This is a genomic window from Nostoc sp. (assembly GCF_036917935.1).
Lineage (GTDB): Bacteria > Cyanobacteriota > Cyanobacteriia > Cyanobacteriales > Nostocaceae > Nostoc.
Genome location: NZ_JBALEL010000059.1, coordinates 1 through 18,838, shown reverse-complemented (window position 1 = coordinate 18,838; position 18,838 = coordinate 1). Strand labels below are relative to the sequence as shown.

At 43.2% G+C, this 18,838-nt stretch carries 17 protein-coding genes and 2 pseudogenes; 10 read left to right on the top strand and 9 right to left on the bottom strand.

The annotated features are described in order from the left end of the window. Positions 1 to 217: 217 nt before the first annotated feature. Positions 218 to 1,195 (bottom strand): annotated as a pseudogene (locus V7K62_RS24930) (DnaB-like helicase N-terminal domain-containing protein); the annotation flags it as partial. On the opposite strand from V7K62_RS24930, the gene V7K62_RS24925 reads away from it, so the two are divergent. Further along, positions 1,177 to 1,581, top strand: a complete 405-nt coding sequence (locus tag V7K62_RS24925; RefSeq protein WP_334868806.1) for an XRE family transcriptional regulator — start codon at positions 1,177 to 1,179, stop codon at positions 1,579 to 1,581. The pseudogene V7K62_RS24930 and the gene V7K62_RS24925 overlap by 19 nt on opposite strands. A gap of 557 nt (positions 1,582 to 2,138) precedes the next feature. On the opposite strand, the gene V7K62_RS24920 is transcribed toward V7K62_RS24925, so the two are convergent. Then, on the bottom strand, positions 2,139 to 2,279 hold the full coding sequence (locus tag V7K62_RS24920; RefSeq protein ID WP_334868804.1) for a hypothetical protein: 141 nt from the start codon (positions 2,277 to 2,279) through the stop codon (positions 2,139 to 2,141). 43 nt (positions 2,280 to 2,322) lie between these two features. On the opposite strand from V7K62_RS24920, the gene V7K62_RS24915 reads away from it, so the two are divergent. Next, positions 2,323 to 2,874, top strand: coding sequence for a hypothetical protein (locus tag V7K62_RS24915; protein ID WP_334868802.1), 552 nt, complete (start codon positions 2,323 to 2,325; stop codon positions 2,872 to 2,874). Positions 2,875 to 2,962: 88 nt separating this feature from the next. Here V7K62_RS24915 and V7K62_RS24910 read toward each other — a convergent pair whose 3' ends face one another. Continuing rightward, positions 2,963 to 3,322: a response regulator gene (locus V7K62_RS24910; RefSeq protein ID WP_334868800.1), complete on the bottom strand. Its 360-nt coding sequence runs from the start codon at positions 3,320 to 3,322 to the stop codon at positions 2,963 to 2,965. 750 nt (positions 3,323 to 4,072) lie between these two features. On the opposite strand from V7K62_RS24910, the gene V7K62_RS24905 reads away from it, so the two are divergent. The 4 genes from V7K62_RS24905 (at position 4,073) to V7K62_RS24890 (ending at position 9,554) form a co-directional block, all read left to right on the top strand. Further along, a complete protein-coding gene (locus V7K62_RS24905) occupies positions 4,073 to 4,699 on the top strand; it encodes an ATP-binding response regulator (RefSeq protein WP_334868798.1) in 627 nt (208 codons plus the stop codon). A gap of 36 nt (positions 4,700 to 4,735) precedes the next feature. Next, positions 4,736 to 4,972, top strand: coding sequence for a hypothetical protein (locus V7K62_RS24900; protein WP_334868797.1), 237 nt, complete (start codon positions 4,736 to 4,738; stop codon positions 4,970 to 4,972). Further along, positions 4,902 to 6,947, top strand: a complete 2,046-nt coding sequence (locus V7K62_RS24895) for a hypothetical protein (RefSeq protein WP_442937333.1) — start codon at positions 4,902 to 4,904, stop codon at positions 6,945 to 6,947. Before V7K62_RS24900 ends, V7K62_RS24895 begins: the two co-directional genes overlap by 71 nt. Positions 6,948 to 7,238: 291 nt before the next feature. Continuing rightward, positions 7,239 to 9,554 carry an FAD/NAD(P)-binding protein gene (locus tag V7K62_RS24890; RefSeq protein ID WP_334868795.1) on the top strand — a complete coding sequence of 772 codons (2,316 nt, stop codon included), beginning with the start codon at positions 7,239 to 7,241 and terminating at the stop codon, positions 9,552 to 9,554. 13 nt (positions 9,555 to 9,567) lie between these two features. On the opposite strand, the gene V7K62_RS24885 is transcribed toward V7K62_RS24890, so the two are convergent. From V7K62_RS24885 to V7K62_RS24875, 3 genes are all read right to left on the bottom strand, one after another. Further along, a complete protein-coding gene (locus V7K62_RS24885; protein WP_334868793.1) occupies positions 9,568 to 9,927 on the bottom strand; it encodes a hypothetical protein in 360 nt (119 codons plus the stop codon). A gap of 112 nt (positions 9,928 to 10,039) precedes the next feature. Continuing rightward, positions 10,040 to 10,912: a bile acid:sodium symporter family protein gene (locus V7K62_RS24880; protein ID WP_298905466.1), complete on the bottom strand. Its 873-nt coding sequence runs from the start codon at positions 10,910 to 10,912 to the stop codon at positions 10,040 to 10,042. Between the two features lie 91 nt (positions 10,913 to 11,003). Continuing rightward, positions 11,004 to 13,385 carry an arylsulfatase gene (locus tag V7K62_RS24875; RefSeq protein ID WP_334868791.1) on the bottom strand — a complete coding sequence of 794 codons (2,382 nt, stop codon included), beginning with the start codon at positions 13,383 to 13,385 and terminating at the stop codon, positions 11,004 to 11,006. A 66-nt stretch (positions 13,386 to 13,451) separates the two neighbouring features. Here V7K62_RS24875 and V7K62_RS24870 point away from each other — a divergent pair, with 66 nt between their 5' ends. Then, positions 13,452 to 13,601, top strand: coding sequence for a hypothetical protein (locus tag V7K62_RS24870; protein WP_334868790.1), 150 nt, complete (start codon positions 13,452 to 13,454; stop codon positions 13,599 to 13,601). Here V7K62_RS24870 and V7K62_RS24865 read toward each other — a convergent pair. Beyond that, a complete protein-coding gene (locus V7K62_RS24865; RefSeq protein WP_334868789.1) occupies positions 13,590 to 14,723 on the bottom strand; it encodes a formylglycine-generating enzyme family protein in 1,134 nt (377 codons plus the stop codon). The two genes, V7K62_RS24870 and V7K62_RS24865, sit on opposite strands and share 12 nt — an antisense overlap. 1,039 nt (positions 14,724 to 15,762) lie before the next feature. Between V7K62_RS24865 and V7K62_RS24860 the strand changes: the two genes are divergently transcribed. Next, positions 15,763 to 16,434 (top strand): glutathione S-transferase family protein, encoded by a 672-nt coding sequence (locus V7K62_RS24860; protein WP_334868788.1) that lies wholly within the window; start codon positions 15,763 to 15,765, stop codon positions 16,432 to 16,434. 48 nt (positions 16,435 to 16,482) lie between these two features. Next, on the top strand, positions 16,483 to 17,349 hold the full coding sequence (locus V7K62_RS24855; protein ID WP_334868786.1) for a CmcJ/NvfI family oxidoreductase: 867 nt from the start codon (positions 16,483 to 16,485) through the stop codon (positions 17,347 to 17,349). Positions 17,350 to 17,365: 16 nt separating this feature from the next. Here the strand turns inward: V7K62_RS24855 and V7K62_RS24850 are convergent, their stop codons facing one another. Together V7K62_RS24850 and V7K62_RS24845 are read right to left on the bottom strand one after the other, a co-directional pair. After that, complete coding sequence (locus V7K62_RS24850) at positions 17,366 to 17,515, bottom strand: hypothetical protein (protein ID WP_334868784.1); 150 nt, start codon at positions 17,513 to 17,515, stop codon at positions 17,366 to 17,368. Between the two features lie 19 nt (positions 17,516 to 17,534). Next, complete coding sequence (locus V7K62_RS24845) at positions 17,535 to 17,762, bottom strand: 4Fe-4S dicluster domain-containing protein (RefSeq protein WP_334868783.1); 228 nt, start codon at positions 17,760 to 17,762, stop codon at positions 17,535 to 17,537. 100 nt (positions 17,763 to 17,862) lie between these two features. Here V7K62_RS24845 and V7K62_RS24840 point away from each other — a divergent pair. Beyond that, positions 17,863 to 18,405: pseudogene (locus V7K62_RS24840) on the top strand (REP-associated tyrosine transposase). The last annotated feature ends 433 nt before the right edge of the window (positions 18,406 to 18,838 follow it).

Genomic DNA, 18,838 nt, shown 5'->3' with positions numbered 1-18,838 from the left:
GATCACAGACAAACGCAACTACAGCATCCTATTAAACAAAAATCATAATCATTATTGTAAGCCTGTAATAAACTTACCCGATATTTACGATTTGCGCGGCTTTTTTGAGGATGAGGTTTTTCTATAGTCTTACTCGCAATACTGACAAAATCTCTCTAACTGGCGCTTTATCCGCTTCTAGCTTCTCTATTCTCCCTAATAGTCGTTTTGGAATATACTTGCACTTTTTGGCCTTAATTTGACGGCATTCGGAAGCAATTTGTGAAACGGTAATACCCCTTAAGTCATTCATATAAAGCGGCAGTTCTGAAGCAACACCGACGATTTTGGCAATGCTTGTAAATTCCCAGTCTGCTAGGGGTTTATTACCTGAGCGATGTCTGCGGATGCGATCGCTTTTTAGTGGCGTTAACTCTAAATGCTTATAGGCGTTGGTAATACTAATTAAGCTCCACAGCCTGTACTCCAATTGTTTCTTTGTCATCTCCAAGGAGAAGATGACCACAGGTAGATTGTGGAGTAGTATCATTTGGAGGGCAAGAAACAGAGCAATTTGGGACTTCCCCATTGATGGCCTACCCGCAACTATGGTGAGTGTGCCGCTTTCAAATCCCACCATCAAATTATCGAGTTCATGAAGCCGTGTATGGTAAATGGGGTTTCCTGAATTTAAATCCTCGTAAGCAGCAACGTTAATCGTGCTGTTATGTTCAGTGTTTGAAGATAGGGTTTGATTAGATAATTGGAAAACTTTCTGTTCTGATTGGTCAAGAATCTGTGGTAACTCAGTTTCTGTCTCGTAACCCAGATATACAATTTCATTTCCAGCCTTGATTAACTGTCTACGCACGAATTTGTCCATTACCAACTCGGCTAAAGCGTCAATATTGACAGCTGACACTGTGCGGTCTACCAGAGTTGCTAATTTATTTCTCCCGCCGATACGCACTAGTAAATCGTGGTCAGTAAGCCAAGCTGTAACTGTGAGTAAATCAGTGGGTTTACCAGAGCAATGAAGGCGCTGCGCGGCTTGATAGATATCTTTATGGGCGCTAATGTACAAGGCTTCGGGAATTAAGCGTTGTTTACCGCCGTAGGCATCGCTCACCCTATCGATTGCTTCTGGATCAAGCATGATACCGCCTAAAATCGCCTCTTCCGCCTCGATGTTTTGGGGTGGCAATTTATCAATCACGTTTCACCGCCAGTATCAAGAGCGAGATTTTGACTTTGCGACGTTATCAGCAGTTATTCGATGAGATGATGAATCGCTTCAATTTGGAAGCGAAGAAAACTGCTGAACAGGCTAAAGTGTCGGAAGTAATGTTATCGCGCTTTCGTCGCGGGAAGGCGGATCTAGGAGCATCAAAACTAATATCGCTACTTTTGGCTATTCCGGTAGAAGCTAGGGTATGGTATTTATCTGAGTTATTTGGTCAGAGGCCAGGAATTAGCCTGCGATCGCTGATTGCTGAAGCACCTCCAGAAGAACAAGCTGAAGTTTTACGAATAATTGCTGATATTTTTGTGAATAACAGCCGTGAGGCTACAGATCCAGTGCAGTTACTTAAAGCTTTATAACTCACTGTTTGCAATAGGATTTAACTAAGAGGAATTATCCACCAAGTTGCAAATATCCCAGATATTGGGGCAGATATAGCGTAGCTGAGTGCGATTACCTTAACCTCTCACGGATAGATTAGGGTTAACTTAATCGTTAACGTTGATTTTCTTAGCCAATGTCTGAAATTTGCGTTGTTCACCGGCTTGTTTACGCTGTTGATAACGTTTTCTAGCTTGGTTTAGTACCTCTTGCAATAATTCCTCATTTTCTGAGCAGACGATAAATGCACCTTCAAGGAAAGTATCTCTAGTAATTTTATTTACATTGCAAAACGTATCTAGCTTGGTATCAATGTCCTGTTCTAACCTGATTGTTCGCCTGATAATCTGGGGTAACTCTAACTGCTGTTCTTGATTAGAAGTGCTTACCTTATCGTTTATAACTTCCTCACTATCTAAATCTGGTTTTGGTTTTTCAGGTAAATGACTAAATTCAGTAATTTGGTCATTTAGTAAGTTATCATGTTGTACTTTTACAAGTGTTGTATCCCGTGCTGGAACACTTGGACGTGTCTTTAACGATGTTCGTCAGCAACTTCTAAAACTGCACAAAAGATGCAGACGTTCAACCTATCCTGTATCTGACCTTGTGCCGATCGCGTTGAGTCAGCTAACGTTTTCCGCCAGTGCTTCTGCGATGCAGAAATTGGACTCAACAAAGCCAAAATCCTGGCGCTGCGCTACTCGCTGGCTTGGAAGATGGAAGTTACAGCGATCGCTCAACCTTTCCATCCCGAATGGCTTGTCCCCAGTTACAATACCCTAATTGTTGTCACTGCTTGTGTAGATAATGCCAAAGCCAGAGAGTCAATTGCCCAAGTACTCCAGCATAACAATCATCGCCCTGCCCCTCACATTTGGCATTTAGATTGCGGTAACTCCAAGCGTAGTGGTCAGGTACTATTAGGTTCTCATCTGTCTACTAACCCCAATGACTATGATTTTGAGGCTTTAGGCTGCTTTCGCTTACCGGCCCCAATCATACAGCAACCCGACCTACTGGTTCCACAACCAGAAGAGTTGGCAGACAACAACTTGTCCTGTGAACAAATGGCTTTGCTCAATAGCCAGTCCTTGAGCATTAACCAGCGAGTTGCTGCTGAGGCTTTTGAATATTTGTTGCAATTGGCGATGGGGAAACTACGACGATTTGCTACTTATTTCGACTTAGAGAGTGGTAGCGGAAAATCCCTGTATACAACACAAGTCAGTGTTATGCAGGCGATTCTCCTGGGTAATTCCTGTGCGTAGGCGTACCCCGTCGTAGACATTGCTCTCCTCTCAAGTTAACAACCAAGCACTGTACAGTGACTTCAATTGAGCAAACCAGCCCGCAACGCTAATACAGCTGCTTGGGTGCGTAGGCGCAGCCCGCCGTAGGCATCGCTTGCACAAAGCTTGTTCGTACCATCTGCTCTTTGGCAAATGAAGTAAGCATTATTACTTTAGTCTGTGCAGCAGTTTCCGACACTAGAGATTCCCGAAACTGCTGCACCAGCCATATTCCGTCTCTATCCGGCAAGCCAATATCAACGATCGCTATGTCTGGTTTTGTACTTTGGAGCAGTTTCAACCCATTGGAGGCTGTAGCTTCATCACCCACGACTTGAATACCTTCTTGCTCGTTGAGAGAACTACGCATTCCAATCCGCGTTAAGCTATGGTCTTCAATAATTGCTACTCGAATATCTACCATCATTTACCTCAGCAGCTTGGTAACTATACTTTCTTAACTGTCGAATATGGTTTCAAGGAAAGGATTACTCCATTGGACGAAAAATTTTAGCTATTCAGCCAAAATGTGGCTATTGAGATGCAAAGCGGCATTTCAATGTTATTAAACCTCATCCAGGTTGAAACCAGTAGTTTTTACAGTATTGGTTCAAAAGTTCATATATCAAGGGCTACACATCTCAACTAGCTGTTGAAAAAACTCCAGTGTTCAAAATGGACATCGTTTAATCTGAAAATTCTCTGAAAAAATCTTCCTAAAGTATAAAAAAATATAAAAGCACTGAAGTTAAACTGAAACCAATACAGTTTATTCTGACTTGTGTCCACATCACACTTAGAGGAGGATGTAGCTTATTTCTAAGCGAGAACCTTGGCTCTTACACATAACATAGCCAGATTAACAATTCGTAATTACTAATTCGTAATTACGTTATGCATGGAAATTTAGACCTCAATCATAAGGTTGTGACCTGTAGAGATGGGAGACTATAACCAGTTTCTTAATTACCAATTACGTAGCTTGCTACTCGTTGGAGGCGAGTATTACGAATTAGTAATTATATTGACCAATGCCTTGAATTCTAGAAAATTCTGATGAATGTTCATCGCGGTGTAGTGGTCAGCATGGCGCTTGAAAATACACTTTTGACAACGAAATTTAGCTTTATTACTTTTTTCTCTGCTCAAAAGAAATTAGGTTTATCAAAGGCGTTTTATGAACACTTTATCTTGGAATATAATTTCAGAACAAAGAAACCAAAGAATTCTGCTGGTGGATGACTCAGCTGACAGCCTCCGCTTGCTGCAAGTCACCTTAAAGCTGAAGGGATACAACGTGATCATAGCCGACAGTGGTGCTGAAGCATTGGTAAAAGTTGCCGAATCTCCTCCCGATTTGGTACTGCTTGATGTAGTGATGCCGGATATGGATGGCTATGAAGTTACCCGACAAATTAAGCACAACTCAAACTTACCTTTTATCCCAATTTTGCTGGTGACAGGTTCTGAAAAATCAAGTGTCGTCAAAGGTTTAGATGCAGGTGCAGATGAATTTATTCGCAAGCCGGTAGATAAGAAGGAATTACTGGCCAGGGTGGGGGCTTTGCTGAGACTGAAACACAGTATGGATGAACAACTATTCCTCAGTCAGCGACGGGAAGATTTTGTGACCCGCCTCACTCACGACCTGCGAACTCCGTTGATAGCTGCTGACCAATTCTTAAAGTTGCTGCAAAAAGGTGTTTTTGGCAATACCTTATCAGCAATGCATGAATCTTTAGAACAAATGGCTCAGAGTAACCAAACTTTGTTGTCAATGGTCGATACCTTATTAGAAGTTTAGCAGTATGAAGCTGGAGGAAAAACTTTGGATTTCTTTGTGGTTGACCTGTGGGAATTATGTCAGCAAGTAGTGCAAGAACTAATGCCTTTGGCTAGTGTTAAACAGTTAATTCTCAAAGCTGTCTTGACAAAGGGTACTGAAGCTTCTTTAGTTAGGGTTAGAGGCGATCGCCTGGAACTACGCCGACTACTGACTAACTTAGTTGGTAACGCCATTCGCTTCAGTGACGGGCGTTCCGCCATCGCAGCAAGATCAGTCAGAAGAAGCTTTTGACGAAATTGAGGGTAATGCTAATAATCAAGCACAGGAATCTCGCTGGATTTCCCTACTCCGCAGCGATAAATATGGTCAATTGATTGAAACCCCTAAATTTCGCAAGTTTGCTACCGATTACATAGCCAATCAATGGCGTGACCTAGCAATTAAGGGAGGATACAACCATAATTCGGGTATGGCAATGCCATGCGATCGCCTAACTCGTGGCACAATCTGTGTACCCCATCTACCGGAAGGAGATGTCATTCTCACCCGTTACCCCATCGTCAACTCAGACAACATCCGCCTCTACAGTAACATTCACGACCCAGAATTGAAGAAAACTCGCAACGTAGTTTGGATTCAGCCCAAGGATGCCGAGGAATACCACCAAGCCGATTTTGACGGCGACCAATTAATGGTCAGCCCTACCAGTAAACTGCCTAATATTGCTCAAGAAACTCTCCGCGCAGGTGAACCGGGACGATTTGAGCCAGTTAAACAACGCCCTAAGCTGGCGTATACGGAAATTACAGATGAGGAAGGCAACTTCAAATACAAAAATTTAGCAGAGATTGCTGCTGCCAGCAGTCAAAATAAAGTAGGGCTAGTAGCAACAAACATTGGGCGTGTACAGTCATCAATGCCCAAAGACGGTGAGAATGTGGAGCGATTTGGCAGACGACAAAGGAAGCTACTAAACCGTCTATTTCAGGCACTTCAGGTTGAGGTAGATTCGCCCAAAAGTGCAGAAAGATTGGAAGATATCAAGGAAAAGGGAGTACCTCACAAACGCCAAACCCCACTTACTGCCTTAGCAGACGATTGCCAGCTAAAACCAGTTTCTGTACTGTTGCGTAACGAGCAATTGCGGGTGGAACAACTCAAGGAAGCAGGTTCTCGCCAAATCTGGAACCAAATCGCCTTCTGTACTTGGACGAGCGATGATGAAGCTGGTTCACAGCACAAGGATTTTGTGGGTGGACTGATTGAAAAATGTAGAAAATTCGGCTCTTGGGCAGTTGAACAAATTACAGGAAATAAGCGCATTTACCAAGAAGAGTTTTTCAAAAAGCTCTTACTGCAAGGGTTTCAGCAAGGATTTATCCAGTGGGAATTACTGCTCAATACCAAAATTGGCTTAGAAGTAACACCTTGCAGTGCTACAGATTTGTGGGAGTGGCTTTGGAATCGATTTAATGAGGGTACAGCACCTCCTATTCCCCAAGTTATTACACTGAAGGAAACTGAGACGGGACTGGAGTTAACAGAAACCCTAACCACCAACAAACACATCTGTACATTACTGATTGAAGGACAACAGGGACGTTCTGCTTGTCCCGAACATCGGGGAGATAATGACCGAGTTTATCTGACAGGTAAAAGCAAGGTTTGTGGAGTCATGGTCGTAGCAGATCCCCCCGTTGGTTGGTCTAATGCCCAAGACCAGCTAAAGTGGGTGTGGAAAATCCTTGCTTCCAGCTACGTCCACGATACAGAAGCTTGGATTGAAATCAGCCGCAGCAATGACTTCTTCATCCAAGACAACCTGGCGCGTCAGGCAAAACAATCCAAAACAGCCCGTACTTTAGCCATCACCAAAGGACAGGGACGGGACGTTGGAGCGGAAATCAAACAGGAGGAATCCTTTGAAGCCCAGCGACGACTTTACGAAGGCACGAAAGCGTTGCACTGTGCGCCTGTATTTCTAGTTTACCGTCACAGTGCCCAAGAGTTAACCCACGCTTGCAACTTGTTGGCTAACAGTTTTGAGACTGCCAAAGTAATTCGAGAGCGTAATATTGCTTGGGAAATTTGGCTGCAAACCCTGCCGATTACCTGCAAATGGTTGCTGCATGGAGGCAATCTCAGCGAACGCAGAATAACTTTAGATACCCATACTGTAGCCGGGATTATGCCCCTAACTGTTCCCAAGGACATCGATAAACAAGGTGTGGAATTCCTTACCAGTCGTGGTGGTAAGCCTATTTAGGGACTTCCAAATAATAAATCATTCCAAAAAAAACAAGACACAGGATTTTTACAGAATGATAATCATTTTTACGGGGGGAGAAAAGGGGGTGGTGAAGGGGCTGCCCCTTCACCACCCCCCTAAAATGATTATCATTATTGTTTATGGCATAATTTATTTTTTGGAAGTCCCTAATATAAGACTTTAGAGGTAATAAAGTCTTAATTCTTTTGGCTGGGTTGGAAATGCGTTTAATCCTGGTAGATAGACTTGATGAAATAGGCGTAACTATTGACTATAACTAAGACTGCCATGAACCCTAGTTTTTTAACTGCCCATACTCCAACCACGATCGCTATTGTTGGCGGAGGTTTTAGTGGTTCTCTAGTCGCTACCCATCTATTGAAAACTGCAAGCCAACCTCTGACCATTAAGCTAATTGAGCGTAGCGATAAAATCGGCAAGGGAATTGCCTACAGCACAGATACCAACTGTCATTTGCTGAATGTATCGGCAGGCAACATGAGTGCATTTGCCCACGATCCAGGGCATTTGTTACGTTGGCTTCAGCACAACCGCGATGAGTTAACAGCATTTTTTTCAGAAGAAGTCAATGCCAGTACCTTCATACCTCGTAAGGTCTATGGTTTATACATTCAATCGGTTTTGACAGAAGCAGAAGCCACAGCACCTAGTGATGTGCGACTAGAACGCTTGATCGATGAAGTGGTAGGAGTACAGCCTGAAGAAAAAGGCGCAATGATTTCTCTGCGTAGTGGTCGCTGTTTTGCCGCAGACAGAGTTGTGTTGGCATTGGGGAACTCACCTTCTGCACCCCCCACCATTCAAAACCCCAACAGTAATGATGAAAGTTATCTGCGGAATGCTTGGTCAGCCGATGCCTTAGCAGACCTTGATGCTGATGCACCTGTGTTGCTAATTGGTACGGGACTGACGATGGTGGATATGGTTTTATCTCTGAGCGATCGCCAACATCGGGGTAAAATTTATGCTGTGTCCCGACGAGGATTATTTCCCCTAAAACATCAAGCGGCTCAACCTTATCCCTGCTTCTTGACCCTAGAAAATTCACCAAAAAGTGTGCGCGGCTGGTTACGTCGGCTACGTGCCGAGGTGGAAATTGCTGCTGCCCAAGGCTACGACTGGCGAGCAGTAATTGATTCTCTGCGTCCCATGATTCAGAAAATCTGGCAAAAACTACCGACGGAGGAACAGCAACGTTTTTTGCGTCATTTGACACCCTATTGGGACGTGCATCGTCACCGCATTGCCCCAAGAGTGGCGGATGTTGTCACCCAAATGCTGGATTCTGCTCAACTCACCATTGCCGCCGGGCGGATTCGGGAATATCAAGCTTTGCCGGACGGTGTAGCTGTTACCGTATGCCAGCGCAAAACCCAAACTAATCATATCTTGCACGTTCGTCGGGTAGTTAATTGTACAGGGGTAGCAGCAGATTATCGGCGATCGCCTCATCCTCTGATTACTAATTTGCGATCGCAGAAATTAATTCGCCCCAATGCCATCGGTTTAGGATTAGATACAGATACCCACGGTGCTTTATATGCAGCAGACGGTAACGTTTCGACGCTGCTTTATACCTTGGGAACTCCCCGCAAGGGTGACTTGTGGGAAACTATTGCTGTACCAGAATTACGGGGACAGGCGCAGGAATTATCTAAGGCGTTGTTGCAGTCACTACCAGTGCGTATGCGGACTATTGCGACGATGCCTTTGTTAAGCGTAAGCGATGTCTACGACGGGCTAGGCCTACGCAGTGCAGAGATACCGCAGTCAACTTTCCTATTTCGGCAATTTTTTGACCCTGAAACTAGTAGTTACACTTATTTAATTGCCGATCAGCAGACAGGAGATGCTGTTCTAGTTGATCCTGTATTAGAGCAAGTTGACCGCGATTTGCAATCATTGGATGAACTGGGATTAAAGCTACGCTACTGTCTAGAAACTCACCTTCATGCCGATCACATCACAGGGGCAGGCAAACTCAGGCAACAAACAGGCGCTCAGGTGATCGTTCCTCAGAATACTGCTGTGACAAAAGCCGATCGCTCCCTTGTCGGTGGCGAAATCTTAGAGGTGGGATCGGTAATCATCGAAACGATTTTCACACCAGGTCACAGCGCCAGTCATATAGCATATTTGGTGAACAAAACCCATCTATTAACTGGTGATGCCTTATTTATTCGTGGTTGTGGACGCACAGATTTTCAGGGAGGTGATCCTGGAACTTTATACGATGTCGTGACACAACGCTTATTCACCTTGCCAGATGATACCTTGGTGTATCCTGCCCATGACTATAAAGGGCGTACTGTTTCCACCATTGGCGAAGAAAAGCGGCTTAATCCCAGATTTAGCGATCGCAGTCGCAGCCAATTCATTACCATCATGAATAATCTCAAATTGAGTTATCCCCAAAAGATGAATGCAGCTGTACCTGCGAATGAATACTGTGGTGATTTTATCCCCCAAGAAAGCTTAGACCAGGCTACGAGTTCGGCAACAGATGAAGAACAGAAACAAATAGAACTCACAGTCATGACTAATACAGAAATCTACAATGATTACTTTGCTATGTATATTTAGAGTAGAGTGAAAATCAAAATTTTTCTACCCAAGGTCGCAATTCAACTTCCCAAGTCCAAGCAGTGCGAGGTTGGCGGAGAATGTTGAGATAAGTTTGAGCGATTGCATCTGGATCAAGTAAACTATCTGGTTGATTATCTGGTTCTATGCGGGTAGCAGAACGAATTCCTCCATCAATCACAAAATGCGCCACATGGATATTCTGAGGAGCCAATTCACGGGCAATGCTTTGAGCTAAACCCCGTAAAGCAAATTTACCCATTGCAAACGGTGCAGACTGAGGATAAGGGATATCAGTAAACTGCCTAGTATAAGCTACCATCAAAGCTGTTGGACTAATTGCATCAAAAAAGCTTGCTTGTGATTGAACCATCTGCTACCTCACATATAGTTGTTTATCTGATCTAATATTTGTGTATCTAATACATAATACGGTAAAACTATTGACTTAGCGTATTTGCCAAGCACAGTTCTTAGGGAGAGTTTCAACCCTCTACCTGCTCTATCTCTACACCCGTTCCTTGGTCTAGTTCTATGAACTTTGGCCCGGCGATCAGAACTACGATCATCATTAAAATACTCGTCACCATGATGATGCTGACTACGCTGGGATCTTCAAAATTACTTGTAGCTACTAATAATGCTGCGGCAAAATTACGTTGAGCTGTTCCGACTCCTAGCACTCGTTGAGTATCGATACCAGGGCCGCCCAAAAGATAACCCACGGTAAAGGAGAAGACTATGAAAACAGCACAAACTAAAATTGCACCTGTTTGTAATAAGCCAATGATATCGTTAGTGTGAACTATCAGCCTGACAACCAAACCTAAAAGCAATCCAGCATTAGATAATTTGAACAAAATCGGTTGGATAATGGGGGCGATCGCACTCAATTTTGCTTTGATGAATAACCCAATGATCAATGGGCTGACCATCATTAACAATAAGGGTTTGGCAATGTCCCAGGAGTTAATTTGCACACCTTCCACCACTAAGGGCAATACAATCGGCATATAAAAAATTGTGCCCAGCATTAGCAACATCATTAATCCCACCGAGAAAGCTATATTGCCTTTGACTATGTGGGCAAGTTTAGGTAGTGCTGGAGGCCCTGATGCTACTGCCATGATCAGTAAGCCATCTCTGAGTGGTTCACTTAAATGTACTACTTGCAATAATAAATATACAAAAAGCGGCACCAGCACAAAATTTGTCAGCAGCGATGATATGACTAAGCGAAGGTTGCGGAGTGGTTCCCATATCTGTTGTACGGTGAGACTTAACCCTGCACCCAGCATCGTGAACACGATAAATGTGAAAAGTGCGAGTTTATCGATTAGTGACAAGATTTCATTCATGATTTTTTTCTCACGCAGAGACGCAAAGGCGCAAAGGGGCAAAGGAGCAGAGGAGAATAACCAATGCCCAATGCCCAATCCCCAGTCCCTATTACTTCAATTCCAGGGTGACTTGCTGTAAGTTGCCGGTGAATGCAAAGGGTGTTTGGTAAGTATCTACCACAGGTGTGCCAGTATCTTGACCAACATCAAAGGTTTCATCTAAACCAAATCGGTAGCCTACAGTTTTATCAATGCGGCCTTCTGCAACCTGCTGCTCATTAATCAAGAGCTTACCAGTACCACCTGCTCCCGGAGCGCCACCATCATAAGTAAAGTCAAATTTGATTTGGGATTTGCCGATCGCAATTGGTTGGGAAGATTGAATGATTGTGCTATCGCTATTTAAGAAGTTGTAAGCAAAGGTGGGTTTACCCTCTTCCAAGAAGAAACTCCAACCCGCAAAACGTCCGCCTTGGGTGACTAAAACGCCTTCAGTACTATCTTTCGCAACGTCCACATCGGCAGTGATGCTAAAGGAGCGATTCTTAATATTGGGAGCGCTGCCTTCGGGAATCCCTGCAACTGATGTGTAATAAGTAAAGCTATTACGTTCTGTACTTAGATTGGAACGAGTTTTGACATCAAATCGTTGAAGTAAGCGATCGTCCAAGGGGAGAACTTTGTATTTCTTTGCTTCTTTCAGAAATAGATTTTGTAGTTGCCCTAACTTGGCGGGGTTCTGCTTGGCTAAATCGTTGGCTTCACTGAAGTCTTTGGTAATATCGTATAGTTCCCAATTATCTTCATCGAAGGTGGTTTTGGAGACACGCTCCCAAGGTAAGCGTCCATGACGGGCGGCGGCTACCCAACCTTGATCGTAAATGCCACGATTGCCAAACATCTCAAAATACTGGGTTTTATGATGGGATGGTACAGCAGGATCATCAAAGCTATAGACAAGGCTAGTACCTTCGATGGGTTGTTGTTTTACACCGTTGACTACCTCTGGTTCTTCAATCCCCACAGCTTCCAGAATGGTAGGCGCAATATCAATTACATGATGGAATTGGCTCCGCAGTCCACCACGATTTTTGATGCGATCGCCCCAAGCCACAACTAAACCATTGCGAGTTCCGCCGAAGTGAGAAGCAATTTGTTTTGTCCATTGGAAGGGGCTATCCACTGCCCAAGCCCAAGCTGCATGAAAATGATTGAAGGTTTTTGGCCCACCTAAATCATCTAAAGCTGCGAGGACTTCTTGAGGACTTTCTGCTACGTCATTAAAGACTTTTAATTCATTAACACTACCTGTTAAGCCGCCTTCAGCACTCGCACCATTATCCCCGGCGATGAAAAAGACTAAGGTGTTATCCAATTCACCAAGTTGATCAATCGCGTCAATGACTCTACCAATTTGTGCATCGGTATGGCTGAGGAAACCTGCAAATACTTCCGCCTGACGCGCATAAACTTTCTGCTCGGTGGGAGTGAGGAAATCCCAAGCTGGGAGTTCCACCGGTCGAGGAGTGAGCTTAGTATCGGCGGGAATCACACCCAAGGCTAGCTGACGAGCAAAGATATCTTCGCGTAATTTATCCCAACCTTGAGCAAATTTACCCTTGTACTTGTCGATCCATTCTTTGGGCGCATGGTGAGGCGCATGGGTTGCGCCAGTGGCAAAGTAGGTAAAGAAGGGTTTATCTGGAGCGATCGCTTGTTGGGTGCGAATCCACTTAATTGCATGATCTGCTAGATCGGGGGTGAGGTGATAATCAGGGCGATTTGGTTTCTGAATATGTTGGGTATTTTCTACCAAGGCTGGACTCCATTGATTGGTATCACCACCTAGAAATCCATAGAAGTATTCAAAACCTAAACCTGTCGGCCAGCGATCGAATGGGCCGGCGGCACTGGTTTCATAGTCTGGGGTATTGTGCCATTTGCCAAAGGCCGCCGTGTTATATCCATAGTTTCGCAATACTTCGGCGATCGTCGCCGCACTTCTGGGCAGAATTGCCGTATAACCTGGATAGCCTGTGGCTAATTCCGTAATCACGCCCGTACTCACAGAATGATGGTTGCGTCCCGTGAGCAATGCGGCTCTAGTAGGAGAGCAGAGTGCTGTGGTGTGGAATTGGTTATAGCGCAATCCCCTTTCTGCTAGACGGTCTAAATTAGGCGTATCGATCAGACCGCCAAAGGTGCTGGTTTGTCCAAAACCGACATCATCAAGCAACACCAGCAACACGTTTGGTGCATTTTCTGGAGCCTTAATGGGTTTGGGGAAGTCTGGCTGGGATTCTTTGTAAGTAATGCCAATTTTGCCTTTAAAAGATGGTTGGGGTAATGGCAATTTGTCGCCATAGTCCGCCCAAGCAGGTAGAGGTAAGAGACTAGAAAATATTAGCGTCAGGGCTGTCAAAAAGGCGATCGCGCCAGAAGTTAACTTGAGAGATACATACAAAGAATCTCTCTTGTGAGGATCAGTCATACAATTTTGGATTTTAGATTTTGGATTTTGGATTTATTTCACAGATAAATCTGGGGGCTTGTACGAATGGCACTAAGAAAAGGCGAAAGGCTTGTGTCACCTCGTTCCCAGTCTGAAGACTGGGAATGTATTCCAAGAGGCTCTGCCTCTGGTCAAGCCACTGGAGGCGGAGCCTCCGAGAATGGGTTAAGAGCCTCCAGGCTCTTAACCAGTTAGGGCAAAGCTTATAGCTTTTCTTAGTGCCATTTGGTCAGTGATGCCATTATTGTTCCTCATCAAAGGTAGTGTGCTGGAAGCCAAATTTTTAACTAGCCGAAACCCGATATGAGTCGTTCCCGTATCCGGTGATTCTGACTCCCGCGCCGCCGGACGGAAGCGGCTACAGTAATTGGGAGCGCAGAGATATGATCCCCCCTTGATTACGTGTAACTCTGATTCATCGGGCTTTTTGGGATCAAAGCTTTGATTTAAGGCAATAGGATTAATTTGATGGGATTTGCGATCGTGTCCGACTTGAAAGAAATCAGTAGTCCATTCCCACACATTGCCGGTCATATCATAGAGTCCATAACCATTGGGTGCAAAAGAACCGACGGGAGCAATGCCCAAGTGACCATCGGCTTTGGTGTTGAAAAAGGGAAAAATTCCTTGCCAAGTGTTGGCTCTATGTTCAGAATATTCATTTCCCCAAGTGTATGTTGCACCATCCAAGCCACCACGGGCGGCGTATTCCCATTGAGCTTCGGTAGGTAGGGATTTTCCTGACCATTTGGCGTAGGCTAGGGCATCTTCGTAAGCTATGTGAACAACTGGATAGTTGGATTTACTAGCAATCGCACTGTCTGTCCCAAAGGGATGTTGCCAATTCGCACCAGTAGTCCAATGCCACCAACTCAGAAAGGAAACTTGCTTGACACCTGGTTTTGCCATCTCAAACACTAAAGAACCCGGTAATCGCTGCTCATCGGGTAAATCGGGAAACTGTTCTTGAGATAAGGGACGCTCTGCAACTGTCACATATCCTGTTGCCTTGACAAATTCACCAAACTGTGAATTCACTACCTCATATTTATCAATACAGAAGTTAGTCACAGTTACATCTTTAGGCGATCGCTCCTCCACAAAACTGGAATTATCAGACCCCATTTTGAACGTTCCTCCTGAAATCATCGCCATACCTTGGGGACAGGGATTGACTGTGGCTGCCAATGCGGTTGTATTGATCAATAAGAGTGCGATCGCTATTCCTTGAATAAATATTAGTGTGAGAAAGCAATATTTTTTTCCATACCTAATATTCTCACTTTTGCTATTTCTAATTGAATGCATATAGTCCATGAATAAAACTCAACTTTTTTTAAAACTTATATCATTTTTAATTTGAGATAAACAATCCCCATTTTCGTTGTATTTTTCGGTAATCTATTTATCGCATTACATTATTTATTGTCGAAAAATCTGTATTTCCTAACAATAAATCTTCAGAAATTTTTCAATCTTTGATACTATCAGAAACTGTTAACTCTAAACTTAGGCTAATTTACAATAAACATCTTTATTTCTGTTAAGGGACTCACGGCTTGCTTCCAGTCAAGCTATAATATACTGTAAATTTATCGGTTTACCGTGTTTTATAGATATTAAATCAGACTTTCTCACAATCGGTGATAAAAATCAAGAGGTCTTTACAATAAACTTAGCAAGAGCGTGAAAGCCCTAGAGGAACAGGGGCACAGCGTCGTATTCTCTGCTTGAGATTTTCTCTTCCGTACACTGAAATGAGCAATAAACGCCACAGCCAACAAAAAGAATCCCAAAGCACAAACGCCTGATTAAAACGTATTTCAGGTAAATGAAGTACAGAGGTTGGGGCACAAAATGTTGTGCCCCAACCTCTGTACTTCACAAAGTTGCTGTATGTCTAGCTATTTATTTAGTTGCACTAAGTAAGTGGGCGGGAAAATTTATAACTATGTCATTGCGTTCGCCCTTGGCGTTCCCGCAGGGTACGCAACGGAGTGGAGTGTTCGCGTAGCGTGTCGTAGACAAGCAATCGCAAGGTTTTCACCGCTTTTACTTTTCGTTACATAGTTAGGTTTATTTGTGCCTACCTACTTAATAATTAGGTATGCATATTTTCAGAAAGACTGTATAATATTCAAAATACATTAAACCGATTGACAATCTGTAGTATATCATATAATAACTGACGTAGATACCTGCCAGTCAATTATTTAACTGCACTAATCAGAAAACAGAATGGTTTATTTCATCCATAGTGGGCGATCGCTCATGAACAGCTTCTGTTTTATTGCTTTAGGTTGAGTTGTGCAATCTAATAGTCTGCATGTCACGATGATTATAAGGAAAAGATTTCATGAGCAACATACAACTATACTTCGCCAAAGCCTCTACTTTCTCTCAACGGACTCGTGTAGTCTTACTGGAAAAAGGCATTGACTTCACCCCGATAGAAATTGACTTACAGAACAAACTCGATGGGTACACGCAGATTTCGCGCTATGGTAAAGTTCCAGCTATCAAACATGGGGATGTTGAAATTTATGAATCCGCTATTATCAATGAATATCTAGATGAAGTTTTTCCAGAACCACCTTTGTTACCCCGCGATCCCGCAGCTAAAGCGATCGCTCGGATTTGGATAGACTACGCCAATACTCGCCTTGTCCCAGCTTTTAACAAATTGCTGCGCGGTAAAGATGGCCAAGAACAGGAACAAGGACGAAGAGAGTTCACAGAAGCACTTCTATATATTGAACAAGAAGGATTAGGCAAAGGTGATTACTTATTAGGAGATCAGTTTAGCCTAGTTGATATCAGCTTCTATCCTTGGTTTGAGCGTTTACCACTCTTAGAACACTTCCGCAAATTCAGATTACCAGCAGAAACACCTCGTTTGCAGACATGGTGGAATCTGGTACAAGATCGCTCCTCAATTCAAGCAGTAGCAAACCCTGTAGACTTCTATTTGGAAAGATTCGCCAAAGTTCTTGGTGAACCTGTTCCCCTTGGTGCAGTTCAAAAATAGGACGTATGAATTGACAGAAATTAACCAAAATTCAAAATAGGATAACCTATGAGCTTAAATAACCAAGTTCTAGACAAACTGATTTCCGCAGAACTGCCATACGTAGAGGCTAACCTCAGTTACCTGATCCCAATGGCAGAAAAGCCTGTTAACTATATTTACGAACCACCGGCCGGGATTCCTCGCACGAATGCAACTTATCAGACGCACAAACTGCCAATTTACAATGCTCGTTCTATCTCAGAGAACATCTCGTTAGATCGAGAAGGATTCGCCTTTACTGGACATAATACTAATGTCCGCAACTTTTACGATGAAGACGAAGTACACCGCGTCTACTATCCAGAAGCGGAGCAATTGTTAAAAGAAGTAACAGGTGCAACGAAGGTAGTGATATTCGATCACACCCTGCGTAACGCCGATCAGTCAAAGCCAGGTGAGAATAATATTAAAGAACCCGCCAAGCGTGTACACAACGACTTTACCGCCAAATCCGGCTATACTCGCGCCCATTTGGAACTAGCAGCGCGGGGGATAGATGATATTGATGCGCTACTAAAACAACGATTTGCCATCATCAATGTTTGGCGAGCGATGGCAACACCAATTCAAGAGTCACCATTAGCAGTGTGTGACGCACAAAGCATTGCAATAACAGACCTTGTAGCTGGTGATTTAGTGTACCGCGATCGCGTTGGTGAAACATACGGAGTTACATATAACTCCAAACATAAATGGTTCTACTTCCCGCAAATGCACAGAGACGAGGCACTATTTATCAAGTGTTTCGACTCCGCAGAAGACGGACACGCACGTTTTGCAGCCCATACAGCCTTTGAAGATCCAAGTAGCCCAGCCAACGCTCCCCCACGAGAAAGCATCGAACTACGAACATTGGTCTTTTACCCCGCATAAATAGCAAAAACTTGTCTCAAACTCCTACTCTCTGCGCCCCTACGACAGGTAAAGCATCGATTGTTTCGTCATCGCCTAGATGTTGCAAGGTTTTGACAGCTACTATACGATCATTCACGTCAGGCGATCGCAACATTTCTAGCCAATGCTTGAGGTCATCATTCATTAATTTTTACCACAGATAGTTAACGTAACAAAAATGGAATTTGTACTGTAATTGCATTGGTTGGACATTCTTTTTCACAAGGCAGGCAAAACCAACACTCATCATATTTGATGTAGGCTTTGCCTGTTTCTGAATTTTTTGCCAATACATCCAAAGGACAAACTTCAATACAGGCTGTGCATTTTTCTAAACATTTTGATTCATCAACGATCACAGGAACATCTATTCTTTGATTGATTAAAGCCATAAAATAACTCCATAATTTTGTATTGAAACTGCTAAACGGGAAAATAAATGGGGTAAGCTTGCATGAATTATCTCAGGATTGTAAGTTGTTTATAGGCATTATGGAATATCGCAGAGCCAAGATAGAAGGAGGTACATTTTTCTTTACCGTTGTTACTCATAACCGCCGGGAATTTCTTTGTAATGCAGAGAATATTCTGCTGTTAAGACAAGCATTCAGAGAAGTAATGAGCAAATCTCTATTTATTGTAGATGCCATTGTCATATTACCAAACCACATACACTGTATTTGGACGTTACCACCAGGAGACAGTGATTTTTCGGATCGTTGGCGATTAATAAAAAATTATTTTACCCATCATTGCGATATTCAATATCAAGGTAAAATCTCTGTATCACGTCGAAAGAAAGGTGAAAAAGCTGTTTAGCAACGCAGATTTTGGGAACATCAAATTCAAGACGAAATTGATTTCATTCGTCATGTTGATTATATTCATTATAATCCTGTCAAGCATGGATAAGTTAAAGCACCTAAAGATTGGAATTATTCAAGTTTCATTTTGTATGTAAACAAAGGAATTTACGATATAGATTGGGGTTCAGGGATAGAGATACAATTTCCCGAAGATGTAGGAAATGAATAATCTATTTGTAGGTTGGGTGGAGGCGCAAGTTAGTATCTTGGCGACAAATGAACAATTTATATTGCGCCGTAACCCAACATCAAGCGGTATTAATCTTAGCGAATAATTAAATATCTAAAATAGATTTAGCATTAATTTTTACAAGAGATTGAGAGATTATTATAGTGTTAACATTTTCTGTTTTCCCGATATCGTGTGTTGGGTTCCACTACGTTCCACCCAACCTACAGGAGAGAGCGATCTATTTGTAGGTTGGGTGGAGGCGCAAGTTAGTATCTTGGCAAAAAATGAACAATTTATATTGCGCCGTAACCCAACATCAAGCGGTATTAATCTTAGCGAATAATTAAATATCTAAAATAGCTTTAGCATTAATTTTTACAAGAGATTGAGAGATTATTATAGTGTTAACATTTTCTGTTTTCCCGATATC